This is a genomic window from Pseudoalteromonas prydzensis (assembly GCF_011050055.1).
In the GTDB taxonomy this organism is placed as follows: domain Bacteria; phylum Pseudomonadota; class Gammaproteobacteria; order Enterobacterales; family Alteromonadaceae; genus Pseudoalteromonas; species Pseudoalteromonas prydzensis_A.
Genome location: NZ_DRGM01000166.1, coordinates 17,685 through 42,565, shown reverse-complemented (window position 1 = coordinate 42,565; position 24,881 = coordinate 17,685). Strand labels below are relative to the sequence as shown.

Genomic DNA, 24,881 nt, shown 5'->3' with positions numbered 1-24,881 from the left:
AAAAGTTTAGTGGTATTAGCAATACCACTGATTTACTAATTCATATATTTAGATAAGAACTTTTTAAACACAGGATCTGTTTTCGCTAGCGCCTTTTGCTCTGCAAGTATTTCTTGAAGAATATGCTCAGAAGTAAGTGGGTTCGCAAGCACGACTCTGAAGACCACCGTTGGCTGGTGATCATACTGAGCTGGCGTCAATCGCGTACGCGACACAAATGAACGCCCGGCTTCACGTTGGCGCTTTTGCATACTGGCGGTAAAACGGTTTAGCGAAGCAAATATGTCCAAACGGGTTTGCTCATCAGCTTCAGCTATTTTTTGCTTAATTTGTTTTGGTACATAACGGTATGTAAGCAAACATAATTCAGGCTCTGAGATCAATTCAAAATCATCATCTGCTTTCACTAAATCAGCAAAATAACGGGCCTTTTCAATACCTTTATCAATCAGTATTTCATAGCCTTTACGGCCAATAACGCGTAAGCAAGCATGCACTAACATCGCCATACCAGGACGGCTACCTTCAAGCGTATGACTACCTAAATCTTTTGAGCCTTTACGTAATATATACTCAGCGTGATGCTCAATTGCATCTGTCGCAGCAGGGTCTTTAAATAACACCAGCCCTGCTCCCATCGGCACATACATTTGCTTATGTGCATCAATGGTGATTGAGTCTGCTCGCTCTACACCTTTGAGTAAAGGGCGGTAAGTATCAGAAAGCAGCGTTGCCCCCCCCCAGGCTGCATCGACATGAAAATGACAATTAAGCTCTACGCTCAACTCGGCCAAAGCATCAAGTGGATCAATATTACCCGTTTCAGTAGTACCTGCTACACCAACAATGGCCATTACTTTTATGCCTTGCGCTTCAAGCTCGTGAGCCTTGGCGCGCATTGCAGCAACATCAACCTTATTGTTATCAGCAGTTTTAATGGCAATAAAGTTATCGCGGCCAATGCCTAATAGATCGGCCGCTTTGCCTAAAGAATAATGGCCGCGCTCTGATACTAAAACAGCTAAGCCTCTATAGCCATAATGCAACATTGCACTAACGATACCTTCAGCAGCAATACCCTTAAACTCACCATCTGCTTTTAATAGTCGGTTACGGGCAATCCACAGTGCGGTAATATTTGCGATTGTACCACCAGAACAAAAAGCGCCTAGTGAGGTTTTAGCACTGTGCATCCATTTACTATAAAACGCCTCATCTTGACCATATACTAAATGATGCATCATGCCCAATACTTGGCGTTCGAGCGGTGTAAAAGCTTTGGAGGTTTCAATCTTTACTAAGTTTTGATTAAGGCCAACCATCAACTTGGAAAGTGGTAATACAAAATGAGGTAATGCTGACGTCATATGACCAATAAAGCTTGGCGCAGCAGTATGCACTGAATGAGCAACAAGTTGCTCCATAATGTCTTGCGCATAAGCTGAAACAAAGGTCGGATCTTCTGGGATGACTGCAGATTGAAAATCTTTTTCAATTTCATGCAATGGCTTTTCAATCGCCGCGATGTTCTCATTCAAAAAACCTGCTAAATTGCTCGAGATCTCAAGTTCGATTTTACTCAACGTTGAGTCTGGTGCTTCAGGCACAGTAAATATACGCATCAGAGTTTCTTTAGAGGCGACGGCACAACGCTTTTGATCCATCTTTATACCCAATAAATGTAGTTTTCTTTAGCTAAAGCGCCTAAGTAAGCGGCTTCATTAGCAATAACGTCAACTACAATGATTCTACGAAATGCGTTAACTTTACTGCAATACAGTAGAAATGTCTCGTATTAAGCCATAAAAGCAGTCAATTGCATGACAGATTGATGATAAATTGATTAACTCTTAAATTGCCTAACTATATTTTTATAGGCGATGCAGGCTTTTTTTGTATAATGCAAAGGACAATAAATAAAGGATGAACATGATAAACACAAATTTACGGACGAATTGGATAATCGCGGGTTTCATGCTGTTTTTTATCAGTTTATTAGGCTACATCTATTACACCTATAACAGCACCCGGAACGAAATAATGCAAAGCGTTGATACTCGCTTACTTGATGCAGCATTAAGTGTTAAGCATATGCTTGGTGATGATTACCATCAAAAAATTAATGCAGGTCTTCGCATACCACCCTCCGTATACCAACAAAAAAGCCGTCAATTATCAGAGTTTGCCAATGCGTTAAACATCGCTTACGTTTATGCCATGGTATTAAAAGATGACAATGTGCATTTTAGTGCCTCTAGTTACACACAAAACGATCAAAATAGCGGCAAAGTTACCCAGTTCCTCGATTTATACCCCGAAGCAACTGCGGCCAATGTGGGCGCGTTTTATTCAACCGAGCCAGTATTTGAAATTTCAAAAGACCAATGGGGTCATTTTAAAACCATTTTTGTGCCCTTTGTTGATGCCAACGGAGTGACCTATCTAACGGGGGCCGATATTACTATATACGACCTCAATCAACGATTAGCGCAAAGTGTATCGAAAGCCGCAGCCATGGCGGTATTTTTCTTTTTTATTGCCCTGTTAGTTGCAGGCATTTATGTGTATTTATTAAAGCGCGCGATTTCAACAGATACAAGCAGTGGTTTTGCCAATCACATTGCGCTGGAATATTACATTAAAAAATCACCGAACCATCATATGCAACTGGCCGTTATTTGGGTCAATGAATTAGAAGATATAAGTAGCTTTTATGGTACTGAAGTAAGTGATCGGGTGATGAAAAGTCTGTTACTACATTTTAAAAAGAATCGCCCTGCGACGAGCCAGATATTTCGCTTAGCAACGAATAAAATTGTCCTTATAGCGTCTTTCAATGATGATGACATGAGCTTTACTGAGATGATCCAAGCCTATAATTACAGTACACCACTGCTAACTGATCCCTTTATTTATATAACGTTATGCGCAGGCATCGCTAGCGGCAATAAGTCAATGTTACTTGAAAATGCGCATATTGCTGCATTACAAGCTAAACAAGGTCGTCACACTGTAGTTAATTATTCAAGCGCTCTTCATAATGTAAAAAATCAATATCAATACAATGTAGCCATGGCCAAAGAAGTACGAGAAGCATTTGAAAATAATAGAATTGTTCCTTACTTTCAAGCTATTTATAACAGTGAAAAAAATACCATTATTCAGTATGAGTGCTTAGCTAGAATGATCACTTGCCATGGTGAAATTCTTAAACCAAAATCGTTCTTAGACGTTGTGAATCGCTCTAGAATGGATGGCATGTTAACCCGCACTATGCTTACACAGTGCTTTGCGCGCTTTAGAAAAACCAGTACTTGCTGGAGCATTAATATTACCGTTCAAGATATGCTCGACCCAAGCCTAACGGAATTTTTGGAAAATGAACTTAAACGTTACCCACAACCGCGTAATATCACCTTAGAACTTTTAGAAACCGAGGCGATTGCTAACTTTTCTGAAGTAAAAGCGTTTATAACCATGGTAAAAAATCGCGGTGTGCGTGTAGTCATCGATGATTTTGGTACTGGTTATTCGAATATATCTAATGTACTGAAGTTAGAAGTGGATGGTATTAAACTTGATGGTACTTTAATTCGCCAAATAGTTAACGACCAAGATATTTATTTATATATTGAGCACATAGCCAGTTTTGCAAAACAACTTAATTTACAACTAATAGCTGAAAATGTGGAAAGCCGCCCCATCGTAAATGCGCTACGTAAAGCGAATGTGACGCTGATGCAAGGTAATCATTTTAGTGAAGCAGCGCCACAAGTAAACCCAGTAGTTAAGAACGCGCTGCCAATGGGAGCACTAGCCGGTGACTCTGTTGACCACTCGCCCAATATTTACGTTCGAACGGAGTGATAGCAATATCACTTTCATATTGCTCGACCTCACAGCTGTACCCAGCGAGGTGAAGTGCTTGCGCAAACTCTTTAACGTATATATCCCAGTTACTGCGCACCTCTAAACGACCACCTAGCTTTACTATAAATGGGAAGATAGCAGCACCATGCCAGCGACGTTGCAGATGCTTCGCTTTAGGCCAAGGGTTCGGATACAGCAAATAATGATGCGTTGGCTGCCAATTGGCAGCCACAGCTAAACGCCAAAAGTCATTGAGATCCGCTTGCACTAAAATGTACTGACCTGAGTCAGTTTGTTTATATTCAATGTCATGCTTATCTAAACGATGCGATGATTTATCAATACCAATGACGAGTGCATCGGGATGACGCTTTGCTAAGTTAGCGGTGCTCTCACCGACGCCACAGCATGAATCTAGAATAAGTGGCCCAGCAAATGCCTGTACTTTTTCATTTACTTGATCGAACGCCGTTTGCGTATGTGCTGCAATAGGCTTTTTGAACTCTGCGGTTAAATGCTTAGTTACTATTTCATCCAGCTTTTCATGTAAGCCTAGTTGATTCGATACAATACTACGTGAATTTGCATCACTCATTAGTGTCTTAACCCCACACCTTTTTTAATTAACGTTAAAGCTAACGTAAATAAGACTGTAATAAATAATAACAACACGCCAAATGCGACCGTTAAATCAACATCCGACACGCCTAAGAAACCATACCTAAAGGCATTAACCATATAAATAATTGGATTAACCTGCGATACACCTTGCCAAAACTCAGGTAATAATGTGATTGAGTAAAACACCCCACCTAAATAGGTCAATGGCGTTAAAATAAAGGTTGGGATAATACTGATATCGTCAAAACTATTGGCGTAAATAGCATTGATCAAACCGCCTAACGCAAATACCGCAGAGGTTAACATTACTGTAGCGATGATCACAAAAATATTATGGATTTGAATATCAACAAACAATAACGACACACAGGTAACAATTAATCCCACCAACATGCCGCGGGTCATACCGCCGCCCATATAGCCAAGCACAATAATGTAATTTGGCACAGGAGCGACTAACAGCTCTTCAATACTTTTTTGAAACTTGGTTGAATAAAAGCTTGATGCCACATTAGAATAGGAATTAGTGATCACCGACATCATAATAAGACCCGGTACAATAAACTCCATATAACTGAAGCCACCCATATCACCAATCCGAGAGCCAATAAGATTACCGAAAATCACAAAGTACAAACTCATCGTGATTGCAGGTGGTACCAAGGTTTGCACCCAAATACGTAAAAATCGAATGCACTCTTTAAACCATAAGCTCTTTAAGGCTACGCCATATTTAAACATCTACTTGCCCCGCCCTTGCTCTAGTAAACCGACAAATAACTCTTCTAATCGATTAGCTTTATTACGCATGCTGAGCACGGTATTACCCTGCTCGGTTAATGCTGTAAATACTGCATTCAAGCCCTGTGATTTAGCCACTTCCACCTCAATGGTATGATCATCAGCCATCGTAAACTTATAACCATCAAGCGTAACGGTAACGGGCTGTACTGGCTGTTTTAAATCAAGAATAAAGGTTTCTTTATCTAATTTAGCTAGTAAGGCCTTTATGGTAGTGTTTTCAACGATAATGCCAGAATCAATGATGGCAATATTTTTACACAGTAATTCTGCTTCTTCTAAGTAATGGGTGGTGAGAATAATCGTCACCCCTTGCTGATTAATTTGTCTTAAAAAATCCCACATCGAGCGGCGTAATTCAATATCAACACCAGCGGTTGGCTCATCTAAAATAAGCAGCTTTGGTTCATGCATTAAGGCACGAGCAATCATTAAGCGGCGTTTCATACCACCTGATAAAGTACGTGCTTGTTTGTCTTTCTTTTCCAGCAAGCCTAACTGCGCTAAATATTTATCCGCTCGTTGATGCGCCACCTTACGAGGTACTCCATAATAACCCGCTTGATTGACCAGTATTTGTGTCAAGGTTTCAAACTGGCTAAAGTTAAACTCTTGTGGCACTAAGCCCAATTGTGACTTGGCGGCTTCTAAATCTGAATCTATATTGTGACCAAACACCTCTACTAAACCTTTGGTTTTATTAACCAATGATGAGATCACCCCGATGGTAGTTGACTTACCCGCGCCATTTGGGCCCAATAACGCAAAAAAATCGCCTTCATAAACTTGTAAATCAATGCCTTTAACGGCTTCAACCCCATTTTTATAAACCTTGGTAAGGCCTTCAATATTCAAAGCCAATGCTTTACTCATGATTTACCTTCTCCATAACCCCAACGTTTCGTGAGTGTGTGTGCAATATTTAAATGATCTAAAATACGTGCCACCATAAAATCAACTAAGTCACTAATGGTTTGCGGTTGATGATAAAATCCAGGTGCAGCTGGCATAATGGTCACCCCAAGCTTCGCGAGCTTAAGCATATTCTCAAGGTGAATTTCACTAAACGGGGTTTCTCGTGGCACTAAAATTAGTTGCCCACGCTCTTTAATCACGACATCTGCGGCGCGCTCTAATAAATTATCCGAGGCTCCCATCGCAATGGCAGAAACCGAGCCTGCGCTACACGGACACACGACCATTTTTTTCGGCGCGGCGGAACCTGATGCAACTGGGCTAAACCAATTGTCTTTGCCAAACACCTGTAATTGACCTTCAGCAGCATTAAAGAGCGTGCTTAACTGTTCGGTCGCTTTATCTTCATTTCCTGAAAGCTTGATATTTGATTCTGTATCTAACACCACTCGAGCTGCACTGGAGATCAATACATACACGCGAAACTGCTGCGCGAGCAATACTTCGAGTAATCGTAAGCCATATGGCGCGCCTGACGCACCACTAAAAGCAAGCGTAATGGTTTCTTTATATTGCACTGTCGCTCCGGTTTATTGCTGGGTAAATTTATGCTGCAAAGCTGTTATCAATGTGTCGTGGAGGCCATTAAAGCCACCATTACTCATGATCAAAATATGTTGTTGCGGCTGCGCTTGCGAGACTACTTGCTCAACGATCTTATCGGTATCACTCAAGCATACCATGCCAGCCTGTTTGGCTTGCTCACTTAACGACCAGCTTAAATTATCTGGCTCGAATAAATACACCTCATCAGCATCAACTAATGACGCTAATAACGTATGTTGATGCACGCCCATTTTCATAGTGTTTGAGCGCGGCTCTAATATGGCAATAATTTTTTCATTGCCTACTTTTGCACGTAACCCCGCAAGGGTTGTAGTGATAGCTGTTGGGTGATGAGCAAAATCGTCATACACTTTAATATTGGCAATATCGGCTTTTAGTTCCATTCTGCGTTTAGGACTAATAAATTCCCCTAACCCCGCAATACTGTGCTCTATGGCAATCCCGACATGGCGCGCGGCAGCAATCGCCATAATAGCATTTTTAACATTATGCTCACCAAACGCTTGCCATTTTACCGTGCCTTGGTATTCACCATTGAGTGACACTGCAAACTCACTGCCATCAGCATTAATCAGCTCATATCCCCAATCGGCGCCCAGTGTTTCACTTTCGCTCCAACAACCTTGCCTGAGCACATCTTGCAGAGCATCATCTTGTTGTGGCCAAATAACTTTGCCGCTACTTGGTAGTGTACGCATCAAATGATGAAATTGTTTTTTAATCGCGTTTAAATCTTCAAAAATATCAGCATGATCAAATTCAAGATTGTTTAAAATTAGTGTGCGCGGTAAGTAATGAACAAACTTACTGCGTTTATCAAAAAATGCAGTGTCGTATTCATCAGCTTCAATAACAAAAAATGGCGTTTCGCCAACCCGTGCCGACAAACCAAAATTTTGCACGATACCGCCAATCAAAAACCCCGGCTTTAAACCCGCGAATTCTAAAATCCATGCCAGCATGCTTGCAGTGGTGGTTTTACCATGCGTTCCAGCAACCGCCAGTACCCAGCAGTTTTGTAATAAATTATGCTTTAGCCATTCAGGACCGGAAGTATACGCTAAGCCCTTATCCAATACATATTCAACACACGGGTTGCCGCGGCTCATTGCATTGCCAATAACCACCATATCTGGCGCAGGTTCTAACTGAGAGACATCATAACCTTGGGTTAATTTAATACCAAGCTCTTCGAGTTGCGTGCTCATTGGCGGATATACGTTTAGATCAGAGCCCGTGACGGTATGACCTAACGACTTAGCTATCGCTGCAATACCACCCATAAAGGTGCCGCAAATGCCTAAAATATGAATATGCATATTATTCCTTTGCTGCATTTATTGCGCGCAGCACTTTTTAAATACCAGTAATATACCCGCCATAATGCCAAAAATAGCGCTTAGTTACCATTGCCATCTAGCATTACACTTTTGCCAAAACAAAGCTAATTAACTCGCTTAATCATGATGATGATAAGTTTCTGATGTGAACGCTTGGCGTTTACCATTCGATGCTAAATATAGCTGCTAGTTCAAATTGTATTTAGCTGTAAAAAAACGCCTTAGCTCATTGAGTTAAGGCGTTTTTATTTATCTTTTCTAGATCAGTGTTAGATCATTAAAAATGCGATTAAACCAACGCCTAATAATAATCGGTAAATAACAAATGGCATCATACCCATACGTTCAATAATTTTTAAGAACAGGAAAATACATGTATACGCAGAGATAAACGATAAACCAGCGCCTAGAATTAACGTAGTCCAATCAACGATATGATCGCCTAAGGCAAGTTCTATGGTGTAATACAAGCCCATCATTGAGATCACTGGAATTGCCAGTAAAAATGAAAAACGCGCAGCGCTTTGTTTATTCATGCCAAGCATTAAACCGGCGGTCATAGTAATACCCGAGCGTGATGTACCTGGGATCATCGCCATCGCTTGCGCCATGCCGATCATCAATGCTGATTTCCAAGTTAATTGATAAATTGTTTTAGTTTGCTTACCTTTTACATCGGCATACCAAAGTAATAAACCAAACAAAATAGTCGTGATTGCAATTACCCACGCACTGCGTAAATAGAGCTCGATTAAGTCTTTAAAAATTAAACCCAGTACAGCGGCCGGTATTGTGCCTATAATAATCCACCAGCCAAGCTTACTGTCATCTGTAGCACCTTGTGCGCCAAATGACTTAAACCATGCAGCAAGTATTTCGACAACCTCTTTTCTGAAGTAAATTATTACGGCAATCAAGGTGCCAACGTGCACCGCAACATCAAAGGCAAGGCCTTGATCTTGCCAGCCAAGAATTTGTGAAGGGAGAATAAGGTGAGCTGAGCTAGATATTGGTAAAAATTCAGTCAATCCTTGGATCAGGGCTAAAACGATAATTTCGATAATACTCATGGGTTAGTAAACTCCACCTGCCATAGTTTTTGCTTGGGGTTGTTGTAAGCACTCCACAACTGGGCGATTGTTTGCTTTGCTGTGGGATGATAAAAATCGGGGGCTATTTCAGCTAATGGCTGCAGTACAAAGGCATTCTTGGTTATTTCATCACGGGGTAACTGCGCTGGTGTGTCACAGATCACATCGTCGTAAAATAATAAATCGAGGTCAAGTGTACGTGGGCTAAATTTTTTGTCGTGATCGGTGCGGCCATTATCACGTTCAATCTGTTTCAGTAATTGGCAAAGCTCAGCAAGCGGTATTTGTGTTTGCGCACCAATGACTGAGTTGTAAAAATTATTACCTGCGAAACCAACGGCTTCACTTTCAAATACGCTGGAGTGCTGAAACTCAGTCAGATGAGCTTTAAGGGCGATTAGCGCTTGGCGAAGATAATGTTCTTTATTAACATTGGAGCCAAGGCTAATGTAAATTTGCGCCATCTTAACAAGCCTTGCGTCGAGTAATTTCAACACCTACAGTGCGTGCTTGCGCCACAGCTGCGGGCTTACTAATCCGAATGGTCACTTGTGTTGTAGCAAACTCGGTTAAAATAATCGCTGCTAGTTGCTCAGCTAAAGTCTCTAATAACTCAACCGGTTTTGATGTAGTGTGAGCAATAACGCGCTCACTTACTTTTGCATAATCAAGTGCTAGAGCAATATCATCAGTTGCTGCTGCAGGTTTAATATCACACAGCATTTCGATATCAAAATACAAACTCTGCTTAGTTTCTTTTTCAAAATCGTACACGCCTATGATAGTGTCAACATGTAGTTGCGATATAAAAACCTTATCCATAACTGCTCCAACTGGCAAAAACTTAAAACTCATTGACTTGAGTCTACATCGGCTATAATTTGCATTTATAGCGTTTATACACTTTAACTGTGTTTTATTATGTAAAAATTACCCATACAATAGTCTATAGGTACATCATATAAAATTACCCATATAATAAAGCGAATAGGTACATCATGTATCTGCTATTTCAATTACAAAAAGTATGAATGCGATTTTTGCGGCCAATAATAGCCGAAAAACGGTGATTAAAAAATAAGGAAGCGCGTGATAGCTGTTTTAATGTTAGTTTTAGCCTATTTACTGGGGTCGATTTCATCGGCTATTCTAGTATCTCGGCTGTTTAAACTACCCGATCCTCGCAGCAATGGCTCAAACAACCCAGGCGCAACTAATGTTTATCGTCTTGGCGGGGCTGTTCCTGCCTGCTTAGTTTTAGTGTTTGATATTCTCAAAGGAACGATTCCTGTCTGGGGCGCTTATTTTTTACAACTTGATCCACTAATGCTGGGATTGGTCGGGGTTGCTGCGTGTTTAGGGCATATGTTTCCGATATTCTTTCACTTTAAAGGTGGTAAAGCGGTAGCAACTGCATTTGGAACATTGCTCCCCATTGGCTTATTGCTAGGCGGGTTATTAATTTCAACTTGGGTGGCAGTTGTTGCCATTACGCGCTATTCGTCACTTGGCGCGTTAATCGCCGTTTCGTTAGCGCCATTATACACTTGGTGGATCAAACCGCTGTACACTTTACCGGTTACTTTTTTAACGATTTTGATAATCTTTCGCCACCACGCTAATATCAAACGTTTATTTAGTGGCGAAGAACCTAAAATTGGCGACAAAAAAACACCGCCAACTAAAGATGATAACAATACTTAGATAGCCTCTAAACTATCAATCGGCCAGCGAGGTTTGGTTTTCATATCTAGGCTGGCAAACTGCCCTGCCTTTAGCCGCTGCATACCCGCATAGGCGATCATGGCACCATTATCAGTACAAAACTCTGTGCGCGGATAATAAACCTGCCCTTGCATGCCTTGCATTACCCGCTCTAGCTGCGCACGTAGCTGTACATTGGCGCTGACACCACCAGCAATTACTAAGCGATTTATACCTGTTTGCTTTAAGGCGCGCTTACATTTAATAACTAAGGTATCAATAACTGCGGTTTGAAACGCATGAGCGATATCGGCTTTGGTTTGCTGGTCGTCATCATTATTACGAATAGTGATTGCTGCCGCTGTTTTTAAGCCACTAAAGCTAAAATCAAGGCCAGGTTTATCTGTCATTGGTCGTGGAAAGATAAAACGCTTAGGCACACCTTGCTCGGCAAGTTTAGCGAGGCGTGGGCCACCAGGGTAATCTAAACCGAGTAATTTGGCGGTTTTATCAAATGCTTCACCTGCTGCATCATCTACCGATTCACCCAATACTTCATATTGGCCAATCCCTGCTACTTTCACCATCATGGTGTGTCCACCTGATACTAGTAAAGCAATAAACGGAAATTCAGGCACGTTTTCTTCAAGCATAGGCGCCAGTAAATGACCTTCCATATGATGCACAGCCACTGCAGGAATATTCCAGCCATAGGCAAGAGAGCGTCCAATTGAAGTGCCCACTAATAATGCTCCCACTAGTCCTGGACCTGCGGTGTAAGCAATACCATCGATATCCTCAGGTCCGCAACCGGCCTGTGCAAAAGCAGCATCGATTAATGGCAAGGTTTTACGAACATGATCACGAGATGCAAGCTCTGGCACTACACCACCATAATCTGCATGCACTTTTACTTGGCTGTAGAGTTGATGAGCAAGCAAACCTTGTTCATCATCATAAATTGCAATTCCCGTCTCATCACACGACGATTCAATGCCTAAAATTCGCACTGCTGTTTTCTCCCATGCCCTTTGGCACTTTTTAAAATAGTGAAGTAATTAAAGCGTAATACCAATGTTTGTTTGTCCATCAGCGATAGCGTGTTGCTTTAACGCTTTCACGTTTTCAGCTGTTACTCTGCCCATCTGCTCAACAAAATCAATTAACTCACCTAACACTTCAATTTCGTATTGCATCAACGGATGTTCACGTACCGCGGTATTATCAGCCAGCTCACCTTCAACCGTTAATTGATATTCAATAAAACGCGCAACAGTCGCCTGTGATATTTTACTAATGCTGATAAATTCTTGCTCATCTTTGGCAATTAAACCATGCATTAAACCTAATAAAGCGGTGGCTGCATCAATTGCTGGATAAGTACCGAACATATCAAAATCAGCAAGTTCAGGGACATTTGGTTCAATTTTCTCAATTTGCTTTTCAAGGCTTATTTTACTTTTCGGCAGTAAGATTTTTTCCCAACACAAATTAAGTGCACTGCGTAAAATAGCTTCGTCACCAAATCCTGTTGCTTCACTAAATAAACCATAATTAGGTAACATGCGCTCAATTAATGCTGCCGCCAATACCGCTTGTTGCAAATAGTTAAGCTCTCTTATACGCTGAAAATTATTCGCTTTAGTCATTATTTGGTGTCCTACAAGACCAACAAATTTCAAATGTTGGCCCATTATGCTCGTGACAGTTGGGGCATACCCAATCAGGAGCGGATTGTTGTACTTGAGTGTAGTTTACCAATATTTGCCGCGCCTGGCGCTCTTTAATCACAAAAACCTGCACTCTGACTTGGGTTTGATCTAAAGGTATTTCGCCAACAGCTCCTTGTAACGATTCACCGAGTAACTGACATTCAATATTATTGTTAAGAAATAATCCTTTCACAATATTTGCCTCTACAGCATTCGCAGCGCAATAGATAGTTAACCATTGAAATGGCGCTTGTTCTGTATTGTTATTTATTTTATTTTGCAATGACAACCTCTTTTACTTTGCGAATTAATTACCCTAAGCTACTCTAAGCGAAGTAATTGTTATATAGGAAATAATCATGACCCTCACAACACCTGGACTGCTATTCCCTGCAATCTCTTTGTTGTTATTAGCATACACCAACCGCTTTTTAGTACTTGCGCAATTAATTCGTGAACTCAATGCCCGCGAAGGCGATACTATACGACCGCTCGTTGTCGCACAAATCACTAATCTAAGAAAACGCATTAAACTTATAAGAACCATGCAAGTCTATGGCGTTGCTTCTTTTTTAATGTGTACGCTGTCAATGTTTGCATTATTTATCGAGTTTAAAACCACTGGTGTGATTTTATTTGGGGTAAGCTTAGCGTGCCTTGCGCTATCGTTGCTAACCTCTTTATATGAAATACATATTTCATGTGATGCGATTGAAATTGAGCTTAAAAACATTGAAAAAAAACCACTGAGCAATAAGACAGACTAAAAAACAAGCACTATACTCTTTAGCAGGATTATTAAACTAACGGTGTAAATGTGAACGACTTTTTATTTTCAGAAAATGCCATTGAAGAGTCAGAAGCTCAGTCACCACAAGCGTTCTGGAATATCCTCGTGGTTGATGATGAGGATGATATTCACCAAGTCACTAAGCTTGTATTATCAGGCTTTACCTTTGAAGATAAAGCCTTATGTTTGCATCATGCTTACTCAGCGCAAGCCGCAAAAGAATTATTACAACAAGACCTCGATTTTTCGGTTGGCTTAATCGATGTAGTAATGGAAACCAGTCATGCTGGTTTAGACCTCATAAAGTTTATCCGTGATGATATCAATAACCACGACATCCGCCTTATTTTACGAACAGGTCAACCTGGTGAAGCCCCTGAAGAAGCTGTGATCCGTGAATACGACATTAACGATTACAAAAATAAAACCGAGCTGACCGCAATAAAAATGAAAACCTTATTGTATTCAGCGCTGCGTTCACATCGTGATATTCAAATTATTGAGCGCCATAGAAAAGGGCTTGAAAAAATAATCAACGCCTCTAGCTCATTTTTAAAATGTGATAGCGTCCATGAATTTGCATCAACAATTTTATCCCATGTAACCAATGTTATGGGCTTAGATGACACTGAAATTTATTGTGCTGCAGCTGTTAACCAACAAACATCCCCGGCAACTGATTTTAAGCTACTGGCAGCGTCAGGTGTTGAGCCTGAGCCTAATGCCAATGTGATCCCCGAAAATGTAAAGCAATTATTTGTTGAGGCTCACAATCGCAAATCATCACAAAAAACCATGCATGACTACATCGGCTATTTTCCAACTCAGGCAGGCCTTGAAACCATGTTGTATGTACGTAAAGGCTCGTTATTAGGAACCACCGATTATCAGCTTTTGGAGTTTTTTGCTAATAACATTGCACTGGCTTACGATAACCTAAAATTACGTGAAATGATGAAGGATTCGCAAAAAGAGCTGTCGTATATTCTCGGTGAAGCTGTTGAAAAACGCTCAAAAGAAACCGGTTCACATGTTAAAAGAGTTGCTCACTATAGTGAACTGTTGGGTAAGTTATATGGCTTAAATAACTTCGAGTGTGAAGTAATAAAGCTCGCCTCACCCTTGCACGATATTGGAAAAATAAGTATCCCAGATCATATTCTCAATAAACCCGGTAAGCTGGATGCTCAAGAGTGGGCAATTATGCAAACTCATGCCGAAGTTGGTTATGATATTCTCAAAAATTCAAATAACGAAATCTTAAAGTGTGGTTCAATCATTGCTCATTCTCATCATGAAAAATGGGACGGTACTGGCTATCCCAATCAACTTGCAGGTAAAGATATTCATATAGTTGGACGCATAACTGCACTTGCTGATGTATTTGATGCATTGGGCAGCGATCGTTGCTACAAAAAAGCGTGGCCGCTTGAAGAAGTACTCGATTTGCTTAAGGAGCAAAGTGGCAAACAGTTTGAGCCAAAACTTGTAGACATATTTATTAACAATTTAACACTTTTTTTGGAGATAAAAGAGCGTTACCCTAACTGATAGTTGTAACAATTGTGTGAAATGCACTTTTCAAATTGGGTACAATGGATTACTATCTATTAAAATAATATCAATTATGTTCGCCAGTAGTGCGACTTACTTATACAAAGGACTATAAAAGTGAGATTTGAACAATTAGAACAATTTGTAGCATTGGGTCAGCTACGGCATTTTCGCCAAGCGGCCGAAACAACAAAAATTAGCACCTCAGCATTAACACGCAGTATTCAGACCTTAGAAGATGAAGTTGGCTATGAATTAGTCAAACGTTCGACTCGCTCAGTGAAGTTAACGACGGAAGGTGAGCTTTTTTTAGAGTACGCACAAGACACGCTCACTAAGCTTGAAGACACTAAAAAGCGATTATTCCAATCTCTTAATGGCTGCTCAAATGAAAAGCTGGTGATTGGCTATACCAACAATGCCAGTGCCATAGTGCCTATTTCATGTGGCCAATTTTTAGCACAATACCCGCATGTAAAAATCGAAATGCAATTACAAGAACAAAGTGAACTGGTACGTAAGCTGCAGTTAGGGGAAATTGATATTAGCGTTTGTTCGCAAGCAGTTAATAACATTGGCAATGACATACACTTACCTGATCAATTGATTTTATTCGTGGCAAAAAACCACCCTCTTGCCAATAAGAGTGATCTTTGCAAGCAAGATTTAACTGACTACCCTATGTATAGTTGTTTTTCACAATCAAAACAAATTCAAGCGATGCTCAATGAAGCTGTCGATAGCCTAAACAAAACTAGCAGTATTAAAGTAGGCAGTATTGAACAAGTTATGGATGGGTTATGTAAATCAAACCATGTTGCTATTTGTAGTATTGAACACGCCAGTTCAGTCGCGGAGAACAGTAACTTATTACAGTTAAAGACCAATAAAAATTTATCCCACGAGCAATTGATTGTACAAACCAGTCAGCAAGTTGCCGCTGGTGACCCTATAAATCAATTACTGTCACTGATAGAAAAGACAGCGTTGTCAATAAATTCTTAAGTAACAGCATGAAAACCAAGCCGAAAGCATTTCTTAGGCTTGGTTTCTAAATCTACAGTAGTACCTTCTGTTCTTTTTAAGCTAAACTACGCACCTTCGCTGCTATATAGTACAATTAATGAGCCTTAACCTGATCCCTGGACGTTATTTAACTGACATAGAAACTCATGGCTACGCCGTGATCGAAAATATGTTTGATACAACACTGACTAATGCTCTGATGCAAGATTGTTATCGTATTAACCCCAACTTTAAATCAGCGGGTATTGGCCGTCAGCAGGATTTACAAATAGACAAAAGCATACGCACCGACAAGACCTTTTGGTTTGATGGTAGTAGCCAAGCTCAAATTGATTATCAAAATGCACTGGAAGATATTAGAGTAAACTTGAATCGTTATTTCTTTTTGGGTTTATTTGATTATGAGTGTCACTACGCCAAATACCAACATGGCGACTTTTATAAAAAGCATTATGACGCGTTCAAAGGACGATCGAACCGTGTATTTACCACCGTATTTTACTTGAATACCGTGCAATCTGGTGGTGAGTTAGTGATTTACAAACCTAAAAGTAAAGACGTCGAAATCACTATTCAGCCTAAAGCTGGCACATTGGTGATGTTTGAGAGCGAGCGCTTTATGCATGAAGTACTGCCGACCGTCGATAACCGTTATTCAGTCGCGGGCTGGTTTAGGAAGAATACTTCAATCAGTGGCGTTATTGACCCACCTCGCTAACACTATAGATTAAATGGCAAGGATGCCACTAAGCCAATAAAAACCACCATACCGACATAATGATTGTTTAAAAAAGCTTTAAAACATTGTTCTCTATTGCGGCTATGAATTAGCAATTGTTGGTAAACCAAAAAGCCACATGCCACACATAAACCAAGCCAATACGGCATGGCTATTTGACTCATATAACCAATTAAAGCCAACAAACCAACAAAAACACCATTTAGCGCAAAAATAATAACTCGATCGGCACTGCCAAACAGTATCGCTGTAGACTTTACGCCAATTTTTAAATCATCATCTCTGTCTACCATGGCATACATAGTATCGTAGGCGGTAGTCCACGCAATATTAGCGGTAAATAACAACCAGCCAAGCAGTGGGATAGTGCCTGTTGCAGCCATAAAAGCCATCGGAATAGCCCAGCCAAAGGCAGCACCTAACACCAGTTGCGGTAAATTAGTATAGCGTTTCATAAAGGGATAGCTAAATGCCAATAGCAATGCCCCTACTGACAATAATATGGTTTGCCAACTCAGTAACAACACCAGTATAAAAGCAATTATGATAAGCAATAAAAATAAACTCAGAGCTTCGCCACTACTGACCAACCCTGCGGCAAGAGGCCTTTGTGCGGTGCGTTTTACCGCGCCATCAATTCTACGATCTGCGTAATCATTAATAACACAGCCTGCGCTGCGCATAACAAATACACCCAAGCTAAATACCACAAAGTTAAGTAAACTTGGCATACCATCACTTGCAAGCCACAACGCCCAATATGTAGGCCATAATAGCAATAAGGTACCGATGGGCTTATCGGTGCGCATTAACTGCTTATAATAAGGTATATGAGCAATGTGTAAGGCGGCAAATTTCATAAATATAGGTAAGCCTCTGGTAAAAATATTTCAGCCACTAAAAAACGGCTTTGTGCCAATGAGAATACACTGCGGCGGCCCCATAACGGCTTTGTGACCTCTGAATATTGGCTAACAAGCTGCTGCACTGGATGCTGGCAATCAAACTGTGCCACTTCTATGTCGGTGCGTTTAAGATCAGGATGCTGAAAGATAACATCACCTAAAGGCCGGTTACCCAGTGCCAGTAATTGCTGTTGTTGCATATCATCGGTAGCAGGCAGCCAGCTTTGTGCATACACCATAGGAATACCATCACAAAGCAATAAAACTTCACGATTGATACCAATACGCTGTGAACAATCTAATAATTGTTGTTGTGAAGTACTCAGTTCAAACTCTTTCTCACTAAGCACTTCTACAGAGAATTTGACACACTGTGTTTTTAATTTAGCCGTCAGTGAGTTGGGCTCAAGTAGCCAGTCTTGCTCGTTACCCGACAAAGAATTTATTGATGTACCTAACTGCCAATTTGCAGTTACAGAAACAGGAAATGTGATCACGATAACTCTATTTAATAATAACCCTGTAAATGATACCACTGCCCGCGTCGGGGAAAAAGTGATGATTAATGAATATAATAGCTGCATCAGCCTGTATCTTAGCCATTATTACGTATAGACTAATAACAATTAATTACAGGGCTCTCTACTGGATATGAAAAAAACGCTTTACGCTGGCATATTAATTAGCACTTTATTTATTGGTTTGTTTAGCAGCTTTGCAAGCAAAGCTGAATCAACTGTGGGCTACTTTGGTTTTGAACCCGATATCATTACCAACTACATTGGTCAGAGTAATAAAAAGTTGGGTTATGTGCGCATTACTGTAGATCTAATGCTCAGTGATATGTCAAACATTGCTATTGTTGAGCATCACACCCCGTTACTTAGAGATGCCTTAGTAGAAATTCTATCCAAAGAGTCTGAAGAGAAAATTAAATCACTGACTGGCCGTGAAGAGATCAGAAAGCGCTGTGCGGATAAACTCAAAACCCTGCTAAAACAAGAAACAGGACAAGAGATCATCCGCGAAGTGCTATTTACTAAATATCTTTATCACTGATGTTTAACTGTATTTTTAGTAAATAACTGAGCGGTAAACGCATAAGCCATACCGCTTAATAAGCCACCTAAGTGTGCCCAGTTAGCCATACTTACAAACAGCATATCGGCAAAGCCAAGCACTAACCAAATTAACATAAAACCGATAATACCATTGGTTACTAAAGCCGGTTGTTGTGGGTTCAATACCCGATGGATCCAGCAAAACCCAAGTAAACCATATACAACACCACTTAAGCCGCCAAAGTTAGGGCCAACCATAATAAACTCAGCCCAATTACTAAATAGCGCGGTCACTAAAAAAAGACCTATTAAAGTACTTTTACCACTGAGTTTTTCAATACCATCGCCGAGCATGATCCACCACATCATATTAAACACTAAATGCACAGCACTAAAATGGACAATTGCTGGTGTAAGCCAAGTTAATGGTTGATCGGGTTTAAACTGTAATACGCTATAAATTGACTCAAAGCCACCGAGTAAGAAGGCAATGTAAATACCCACACATAATAAAGTGACCGTTTGATTTAACCAGCTGAGTGCTTTAAAGCGTGCTTTTAAATTTAACTCTTGGCCTTGATAGCTCAACGGTGACTGCGTGCTTCCTACTTGCCAGGATGCTTCTTGATAACGTGTATGATTGGGGTTTTCTACGAATACTTGCCATAACGATTGGGCTTGATGGAAATGCTCAGGGGCAACACAAATAATCACCGTTTTTCCATCTTGCGATCGAAGCTCGCCCTGTAAGCCTTGACTTTTTATATAATCAATAAAGCCTTGTGCTGCACGTGGATTATTTATACTACCCAGTTCGATCATCGTTCCACTTGCTCCGGCAATTGTGCTTGCCACTGGGTAAAACCACCATCCATACTGTATACATCTTCAAAGCCTTGCTCAGCTAAGTAGTTGGCTGCGCCTTGTGAACTCATACCATGATAACAAACAATAATAATTGGCTGATCAAACTCTTTGTTCATCATAAATTCGCCAATATTGGCATTTGATAAATGCTCTGAACCCGGAATATGCCCTGCTTGATACGAGTTAGGATCGCGAATATCAGCAATCACGACATCATCTTTATTAAGTAGTGCCTGAGTTTCGCTAATTGAAATATGCTTAAATGCCATTACAGCCTCTTTAAAATATGTATTATCAATAAAAAAGGCGGCAAATATGGCCGCCTTTTTCAATTTTTGGGATTAACCCCAATTTAAAATAACTTTACCCGATTGGCCTGAAATCATCATATCAAAGCCAGCTTGGAAGTCATCTATTGAATATTGATGAGTGATGATTGGGTTTAGATCAAGCCCTGACTGAATAAGACTGGCCATTTTGTACCAAGTCTCAAACATTTCACGGCCATAAATCCCTTTGATCACTAAGCCTTTAAAAATCACTTGATTCCAATCAACCGCCATATCAGACGGTGGAATACCGAGCATGGCAATTTTACCACCGTGATTCATATTATTTAGCATGCTATTAAATGCAACCGGCACGCCTGACATTTCAAGGCCTATATCAAAGCCCTCAGTCATACCAAGCTCTTTAATAACATCTTCAAGTTTTTCATTAGCCACATTAACTGCACGCGTTGCGCCCATTTTACGGGCTAAATCTAGGCGGTATTCATTAACGTCAGTAATTACTACATGACGTGCGCCAACATGTTTTGCAACTGCGGCGGCCATAATACCAATTGGCCCTGCCCCCGTGATCAAGACATCTTCACCCACTAAATCAAATGATAGTGCAGTGTGTACCGCATTACCGAATGGGTCAAAAATTGATGCTAATTCATCGCTGATGTTGTCAGGAATTTTAAATGCATTAAATGCTGGGATCACTAAATACTCAGCAAATGCACCTTCGCGGTTAACACCTACCCCGGTGGTGTTACGGCATAAATGAACACGTCCAGCACGACAGTTACGACAATGGCCACAGGTAATATGACCTTCGCCCGATACTCGGTCACCAACACTAAAACCGCGTACTTCTTGACCCATATCAACCACTTCACCGACATATTCGTGGCCTACAACCATAGGCGTAGGAATGGTGTTTTGTGCCCACTCATCCCACTTATAAATATGTACGTCAGTACCACAGATAGCAGTTTTGCGAATTTTGATTAATAAATCGTTATGACCAACTTCAGGTTTTGGCGCATCTGTCATCCAAATGCCTGGCTCTGCTTTTAATTTAGATAATGCTTTCATGAATCACACTCAATAAAAAAACCGCAGCCAAGGCGACGGTTTAAAATAAATTAATTAGATAATGCCCATTTCTTTACCAATACGGGTAAAGGCGTCAATTGCGGTATCTAATTGCTCAATGCTGTGCGCAGCAGAAATTTGTGTACGAATACGCGCTTGGCCTTTTGGCACCACTGGGAATGAAAAACCAGTGACATAAATGCCTTCTGCTAATAATTTATCAGCCATCGCAGACGCAACTTTAGCATCGCCTAACATTACTGGAATAATCGCGTGATCTTTACCCGCACAGGTAAATCCAGCCGCTTCCATTTGCTCACGGAAGTATTTAGCGTTTGACCATAACTTAGCACGCAATTCACTGCCATTTTCGAGCATTTCCAGTACTTTGATTGATGCTGTAACAATTGAAGGCGCTAGTGAGTTTGAGAATAAATACGGACGAGAGCGCTGGCGTAACCATTCAACAATTTCTTTTTTACCAGATGTATAACCACCCGATGCACCGCCAAGCGCCTTACCTAAAGTACCGGTGATAATATCGACACGGTCTAAAACGTTACAGTACTCAGGTGTGCCTTTGCCATTTTCGCCAACAAAGCCAACAGCATGAGAGTCATCAACCATCACTAAAGCATTGTATTTATCAGCAAGATCACAGACTGCCTCTAAATTACAGATCACACCGTCCATTGAGAACACGCCATCTGTAGCGATTAATTTTGTTTTGGCACCCGCTTCATCAGCTGCAATCAGTTGTTTTTCAAGATCTGCCATATCGTTATTTGCATAACGGAAGCGCTTTGCTTTACATAAACGCACGCCATCAATGATAGATGCATGATTTAACGAATCAGAGATAATCGCATCATCAGCGCCTAAAATTGTTTCAAATAAACCGGTATTGGCATCAAAACATGATGAATATAAAATCGTGTCTTCGGTTTCTAAAAACGCACTGATTTTTTGCTCTAAGGTTTTATGAATATCTTGCGTACCACAGATAAAACGAACAGAAGCAACGCCAAAACCATGGTCATTTAAGCCGTTTTGTGCAGCTTGAATAAGCTCGGGGCTATTTGCCAAACCTAAATAATTATTAGCACAAAAATTAATAACCTTGTCGCCAGAAGCCACTTGGATTTGAGCTTGCTGTTGTGAAGTGATCACTCGCTCATTTTTGTACAAACCTTCAGCTTTTACTTCATCAATTTGCTGCTGAAGCTGGCTAAAAAACGCAGATGCTCTCATCTGAAATCTCCAATTTATTGAACGGGGCGAGCGAACATGAATTAACACGGCTCATCTTTGCCGCTATTGTAAAAGTTTAGCCAAACAAATGCACTGTTTGTAGTTCATCGCATAAATAAGGACTGACAACTTTTGCTGCCAGTTGTTTATGAATGAAAATTATTTTAAAAGTATTTCTGCTAAATCAGCAAGGGAGTCACACACATGATGCGCATTAGCGATCGCAGTCTCATCAAAGCTTTGCCCTGAGCGCACTAACACACGCGTGGCTATATTGGCAGCTGTTGCCGCTTGCATATCGCTGAGTTTATCTCCGACCATAATACTTTGCGTTGGATCTATATGATACTCAGCGATGCCTTGCAGTAACATTCCTGGCGCTGGTTTACGACAATCACATTCTTTGAGGTATTCGGGTAATGCTTTTTTCGGATGATGTGGGCAAAAATAAACATCTGTCACCGTTACTTGATGCGCCGCAAATTGAGCAATCATCCACTGTGTTAACGCGTGAAAATCCGCCTCTGAATAGTAACCACGGCCAATCCCCGATTGATTAGTGACTATGATCAGTTTATAGCCCGCATCAACAAACGCCTTACATGCAGTAAATACGCCTGGCACAAATTCAAATTGTTCCGGCTCATAAACATAACCATGGTCAATATTAACCACGCCATCACGGTCTAAAAACAGGGCCTTATTCATATTGCTCCCCCTCTGTTTGCAGCAGTTGCTCTTTCTCAACCACAAGGTCAAACATCAAAGTTACTTCATCAACACTTATTTGGCTCATTAGGTCACTGCCTTTAACCCGCGTGCCCCATGGCAATTGTTCAGCGCTTTTACCAGTTTGCTTAAGCAAGTTTTGATGATAAACCTCGACGACATAATTTTGATATAAATAAGGGCCAGTACGCTTTGGATTCGAGTGGGCATATAAACCAATAACCGGAGTGCCTACGGTAACTGCCATATGCGCAGGGCCAGTATCCGGTGCTAATACCAATGCCGCTCGCTTTAATACACAAAGCAGCTCTTTAAGCTTGGTTTTACCCACTAAATTAAGGATAGGCGTTGTCGTGGCTGCAATAATCTCATTACTCAGCGTCACTTCAAAGGGAGTTGGGCCACCCGTGATCACCACATGAAACCCTTGCTTGTGGGCATGCTCTGCAAGCTTAGCATAGCGTTCAGGCAGCCAATTGCGCTCTTTGTTACTGGCCGCAGGGGAAATCACAAAAATTCGCCCAGCTAACCGCTCCGTCCCTAGTAACTCATCTGCATTGCTTTGATCCTGTTCGCTGAATGGCATATCCCAGTTAGGCTGATAATCTGCTACACCTATCGCTTGCGCAAAACCTTTAAAACCTTCTAACACATGCGCTTGTTGCTGTGGTGCTATGCGTTTATTAATAAATAAACTATGTAACTCTTTTGAGCGCGCCCAATCAAAGCCAATTTTAACTTTAGCAGGGATACAACGCGCCACCAAGTTAGCCCGAAGCGCCACTTGCATATGCAGTAGCACATCAAACTGACGCTCTTTAAACTGACGTTTTAGCTGCTGATAAGCTGCTTTGCCTTGTTTTTTATCAAACACCACCAGCTCAACACCTGGTAAATCAGCCAGTAGCATGGCTTCGACTTTGCCGACCACCCAGGTAACTTTTGCATTGGGGTGCGCTTTTTGAATTGCTTGTACTGCTGAAACACCATGGCAAACATCACCAATTGCTGAGAGTCTTAAAATACAAATATCTGAATAGGTGGTTGAGTCAGTCACAGGGGTCCTTTGCTTTATGCTGGATAATTAGGGTGATCTTAAATTAACCGCTCACTATTGCAAGCACTTATGCTCGGCTTTAAAACAGGTTAAGATAGTGCCTTCACCTGCAATTAAGTAAGTTAGCCATGTTTAATCAACAAATCATTAATGAGCATATTATTTTAAGCCATCCTGAGTACAGCGCTCAAATTAGCTTAAATTGGTTTGATAATGAATATTGGCAGCAGCAAGAAAAAATCGTCGGCACAAAAAAAGGCCGCGCCACGGCTTGGTTTTTTTGTCACCACGACTTAACCGCTGTACTTAGGCATTATTGGCGTGGTGGTTTAGTGGGTAAAGTATTAAGCGATCAATACCTTTACAGAGGCATTAAAAACACCCGTGTTTACCAAGAGTTTACGCTGATGATGCAACTAATTGAACTCGGTTTAAACGTGCCAATGCCGATTGCAGCAAAGATCAGTGTACAAGGTTTAATATACCGCGGCGATATTATTACCCAAGCGATTGCTGGCGCGCAAAGTGTGCTGGATGTGCTAAAAACTCGCCCTTTAACGAAACAAGAGCTTGAGCAAATTGCTCATACGATTGCGGATTTTCATAATCATGGCGTGTATCACGCTGATTTGAATATTAACAACATTCTCTTTGATGAAACGGGCGAGGTATATATTATTGACTTTGACCGCGGTGAACTAAAACCCCCTGCCAGTCATTGGCAGCAAGCTAATATGACCCGCCTTGCTCGTTCGTTCCATAAAGAGCAAGGCAGAAATCAAGTCATGCATTGGCAACAAAGCGACTGGCAGCAGTTACACACAGCATACCAGTCCACTCTAAAAATATAGCCG

General features: G+C 41.0%; 28 protein-coding genes. 8 read left to right on the top strand and 20 right to left on the bottom strand.

Features of this window, described 5'->3' with window-relative positions; all coding sequences use genetic code 11:
- Positions 1 to 35: 35 nt before the first annotated feature.
- Positions 36 to 1,664 carry a pyridoxal-dependent aspartate 1-decarboxylase PanP gene (gene panP, locus ENH88_RS15710; protein WP_304183597.1) on the bottom strand — a complete coding sequence of 543 codons (1,629 nt, stop codon included), beginning with the start codon at positions 1,662 to 1,664 and terminating at the stop codon, positions 36 to 38.
- A 265-nt stretch (positions 1,665 to 1,929) separates the two neighbouring features.
- Between panP and ENH88_RS15705 the strand changes: the two genes are divergently transcribed.
- Positions 1,930 to 3,867 (top strand): bifunctional diguanylate cyclase/phosphodiesterase, encoded by a 1,938-nt coding sequence (locus ENH88_RS15705; protein WP_304183595.1) that lies wholly within the window; start codon positions 1,930 to 1,932, stop codon positions 3,865 to 3,867.
- Here ENH88_RS15705 and trmB read toward each other — a convergent pair.
- The 8 genes from trmB to folB all read right to left on the bottom strand — a co-directional run bounded on the left by trmB (position 3,788) and on the right by folB (position 10,087).
- Positions 3,788 to 4,465 (bottom strand): tRNA (guanine(46)-N(7))-methyltransferase TrmB, encoded by a 678-nt coding sequence (gene trmB / locus ENH88_RS15700; protein WP_304183593.1) that lies wholly within the window; start codon positions 4,463 to 4,465, stop codon positions 3,788 to 3,790. The two genes, ENH88_RS15705 and trmB, sit on opposite strands and share 80 nt — an antisense overlap.
- Complete coding sequence (locus ENH88_RS15695) at positions 4,465 to 5,232, bottom strand: ABC transporter permease (protein ID WP_304183592.1); 768 nt, start codon at positions 5,230 to 5,232, stop codon at positions 4,465 to 4,467. Before ENH88_RS15695 ends, trmB begins: the two co-directional genes overlap by 1 nt.
- Positions 5,233 to 6,165 (bottom strand): ABC transporter ATP-binding protein, encoded by a 933-nt coding sequence (locus tag ENH88_RS15690; RefSeq protein WP_304183590.1) that lies wholly within the window; start codon positions 6,163 to 6,165, stop codon positions 5,233 to 5,235. It abuts the gene before it with no gap.
- Positions 6,162 to 6,785, bottom strand: a complete 624-nt coding sequence (locus ENH88_RS15685) for a flavin prenyltransferase UbiX (protein WP_304183587.1) — start codon at positions 6,783 to 6,785, stop codon at positions 6,162 to 6,164. The genes ENH88_RS15690 and ENH88_RS15685 overlap by 4 nt, the downstream gene beginning before the upstream one ends.
- Before the next feature lie 12 nt (positions 6,786 to 6,797).
- The gene (gene mpl / locus ENH88_RS15680) at positions 6,798 to 8,153 is read right to left on the bottom strand and encodes a UDP-N-acetylmuramate:L-alanyl-gamma-D-glutamyl-meso-diaminopimelate ligase (RefSeq protein WP_304183585.1); all 1,356 of its coding nucleotides are present in this window, start codon (positions 8,151 to 8,153) and stop codon (positions 6,798 to 6,800) included.
- Between the two features lie 290 nt (positions 8,154 to 8,443).
- Positions 8,444 to 9,244, bottom strand: a complete 801-nt coding sequence (locus ENH88_RS15675) for an undecaprenyl-diphosphate phosphatase (RefSeq protein ID WP_304183582.1) — start codon at positions 9,242 to 9,244, stop codon at positions 8,444 to 8,446.
- Positions 9,241 to 9,729: a 2-amino-4-hydroxy-6-hydroxymethyldihydropteridine diphosphokinase gene (gene folK / locus ENH88_RS15670; protein ID WP_304183580.1), complete on the bottom strand. Its 489-nt coding sequence runs from the start codon at positions 9,727 to 9,729 to the stop codon at positions 9,241 to 9,243. The genes ENH88_RS15675 and folK overlap by 4 nt, the downstream gene beginning before the upstream one ends.
- Before the next feature lies 1 nt (position 9,730).
- Positions 9,731 to 10,087 (bottom strand): dihydroneopterin aldolase, encoded by a 357-nt coding sequence (gene folB, locus ENH88_RS15665; protein WP_304183579.1) that lies wholly within the window; start codon positions 10,085 to 10,087, stop codon positions 9,731 to 9,733.
- 267 nt (positions 10,088 to 10,354) lie between these two features.
- On the opposite strand from folB, the gene plsY reads away from it, so the two are divergent.
- A complete protein-coding gene (plsY, locus tag ENH88_RS15660) occupies positions 10,355 to 10,969 on the top strand; it encodes a glycerol-3-phosphate 1-O-acyltransferase PlsY (RefSeq protein ID WP_304183578.1) in 615 nt (204 codons plus the stop codon).
- Here the strand turns inward: plsY and tsaD are convergent.
- The 3 genes from tsaD to ENH88_RS15645 are packed head-to-tail and all read right to left on the bottom strand — an operon-like array spanning position 10,966 to position 12,964.
- Positions 10,966 to 11,979 (bottom strand): tRNA (adenosine(37)-N6)-threonylcarbamoyltransferase complex transferase subunit TsaD, encoded by a 1,014-nt coding sequence (gene tsaD / locus ENH88_RS15655; protein ID WP_304183577.1) that lies wholly within the window; start codon positions 11,977 to 11,979, stop codon positions 10,966 to 10,968. The genes plsY and tsaD overlap by 4 nt on opposite strands.
- 48 nt (positions 11,980 to 12,027) lie before the next feature.
- Positions 12,028 to 12,618, bottom strand: a complete 591-nt coding sequence (locus tag ENH88_RS15650) for a YjaG family protein (RefSeq protein ID WP_145235087.1) — start codon at positions 12,616 to 12,618, stop codon at positions 12,028 to 12,030.
- Complete coding sequence (locus tag ENH88_RS15645) at positions 12,611 to 12,964, bottom strand: DUF2007 domain-containing protein (RefSeq protein WP_304183575.1); 354 nt, start codon at positions 12,962 to 12,964, stop codon at positions 12,611 to 12,613. The genes ENH88_RS15650 and ENH88_RS15645 overlap by 8 nt, the downstream gene beginning before the upstream one ends.
- A gap of 76 nt (positions 12,965 to 13,040) precedes the next feature.
- Here ENH88_RS15645 and ENH88_RS15640 point away from each other — a divergent pair, with 76 nt between their 5' ends.
- The 4 genes from ENH88_RS15640 to ENH88_RS15625 all read left to right on the top strand — a co-directional run bounded on the left by ENH88_RS15640 (position 13,041) and on the right by ENH88_RS15625 (position 16,769).
- Positions 13,041 to 13,448, top strand: coding sequence for a DUF2721 domain-containing protein (locus ENH88_RS15640; RefSeq protein WP_304183574.1), 408 nt, complete (start codon positions 13,041 to 13,043; stop codon positions 13,446 to 13,448).
- Between the two features lie 50 nt (positions 13,449 to 13,498).
- Positions 13,499 to 15,022 (top strand): response regulator, encoded by a 1,524-nt coding sequence (locus ENH88_RS15635; protein WP_304183572.1) that lies wholly within the window; start codon positions 13,499 to 13,501, stop codon positions 15,020 to 15,022.
- Between the two features lie 120 nt (positions 15,023 to 15,142).
- Positions 15,143 to 16,030: a LysR family transcriptional regulator gene (locus tag ENH88_RS15630; RefSeq protein WP_304183571.1), complete on the top strand. Its 888-nt coding sequence runs from the start codon at positions 15,143 to 15,145 to the stop codon at positions 16,028 to 16,030.
- A gap of 118 nt (positions 16,031 to 16,148) precedes the next feature.
- Positions 16,149 to 16,769 carry a 2OG-Fe(II) oxygenase gene (locus ENH88_RS15625; RefSeq protein WP_304183569.1) on the top strand — a complete coding sequence of 207 codons (621 nt, stop codon included), beginning with the start codon at positions 16,149 to 16,151 and terminating at the stop codon, positions 16,767 to 16,769.
- A gap of 2 nt (positions 16,770 to 16,771) precedes the next feature.
- Here ENH88_RS15625 and ubiA read toward each other — a convergent pair whose 3' ends face one another.
- On the bottom strand, positions 16,772 to 17,650 hold the full coding sequence (ubiA, locus tag ENH88_RS15620) for a 4-hydroxybenzoate octaprenyltransferase (RefSeq protein ID WP_304183568.1): 879 nt from the start codon (positions 17,648 to 17,650) through the stop codon (positions 16,772 to 16,774).
- The gene (locus ENH88_RS15615; RefSeq protein WP_304183566.1) at positions 17,647 to 18,192 is read right to left on the bottom strand and encodes a chorismate--pyruvate lyase family protein; all 546 of its coding nucleotides are present in this window, start codon (positions 18,190 to 18,192) and stop codon (positions 17,647 to 17,649) included. The genes ubiA and ENH88_RS15615 overlap by 4 nt, the downstream gene beginning before the upstream one ends.
- 154 nt (positions 18,193 to 18,346) lie before the next feature.
- Here ENH88_RS15615 and ENH88_RS15610 point away from each other — a divergent pair, with 154 nt between their 5' ends.
- Positions 18,347 to 18,754, top strand: coding sequence for a flagellar basal body-associated protein FliL (locus ENH88_RS15610; protein WP_304183564.1), 408 nt, complete (start codon positions 18,347 to 18,349; stop codon positions 18,752 to 18,754).
- Here the strand turns inward: ENH88_RS15610 and glpG are convergent.
- The 6 genes from glpG to ENH88_RS15580 form a co-directional block, all read right to left on the bottom strand.
- Positions 18,748 to 19,578, bottom strand: coding sequence for a rhomboid family intramembrane serine protease GlpG (glpG, locus tag ENH88_RS15605; protein WP_304183614.1), 831 nt, complete (start codon positions 19,576 to 19,578; stop codon positions 18,748 to 18,750). The two genes, ENH88_RS15610 and glpG, sit on opposite strands and share 7 nt — an antisense overlap.
- On the bottom strand, positions 19,575 to 19,892 hold the full coding sequence (gene glpE, locus ENH88_RS15600) for a thiosulfate sulfurtransferase GlpE (RefSeq protein ID WP_304183563.1): 318 nt from the start codon (positions 19,890 to 19,892) through the stop codon (positions 19,575 to 19,577). The genes glpG and glpE overlap by 4 nt, the downstream gene beginning before the upstream one ends.
- Before the next feature lie 72 nt (positions 19,893 to 19,964).
- Positions 19,965 to 20,990: an L-threonine 3-dehydrogenase gene (gene tdh, locus ENH88_RS15595; RefSeq protein ID WP_304183562.1), complete on the bottom strand. Its 1,026-nt coding sequence runs from the start codon at positions 20,988 to 20,990 to the stop codon at positions 19,965 to 19,967.
- Between the two features lie 54 nt (positions 20,991 to 21,044).
- Positions 21,045 to 22,241 (bottom strand): glycine C-acetyltransferase, encoded by a 1,197-nt coding sequence (locus ENH88_RS15590; RefSeq protein ID WP_064668024.1) that lies wholly within the window; start codon positions 22,239 to 22,241, stop codon positions 21,045 to 21,047.
- A gap of 159 nt (positions 22,242 to 22,400) precedes the next feature.
- Entirely contained in the window at positions 22,401 to 22,949 is a 549-nt protein-coding gene (gene gmhB, locus ENH88_RS15585; RefSeq protein ID WP_304183560.1) for a D-glycero-beta-D-manno-heptose 1,7-bisphosphate 7-phosphatase, read from the bottom strand.
- Complete coding sequence (locus ENH88_RS15580; RefSeq protein WP_304183559.1) at positions 22,942 to 24,027, bottom strand: glycosyltransferase family 9 protein; 1,086 nt, start codon at positions 24,025 to 24,027, stop codon at positions 22,942 to 22,944. Before ENH88_RS15580 ends, gmhB begins: the two co-directional genes overlap by 8 nt.
- 128 nt (positions 24,028 to 24,155) lie before the next feature.
- On the opposite strand from ENH88_RS15580, the gene ENH88_RS15575 reads away from it, so the two are divergent.
- Entirely contained in the window at positions 24,156 to 24,878 is a 723-nt protein-coding gene (locus tag ENH88_RS15575; protein ID WP_304183558.1) for a 3-deoxy-D-manno-octulosonic acid kinase, read from the top strand.
- Positions 24,879 to 24,881: the final 3 nt, after the last annotated feature.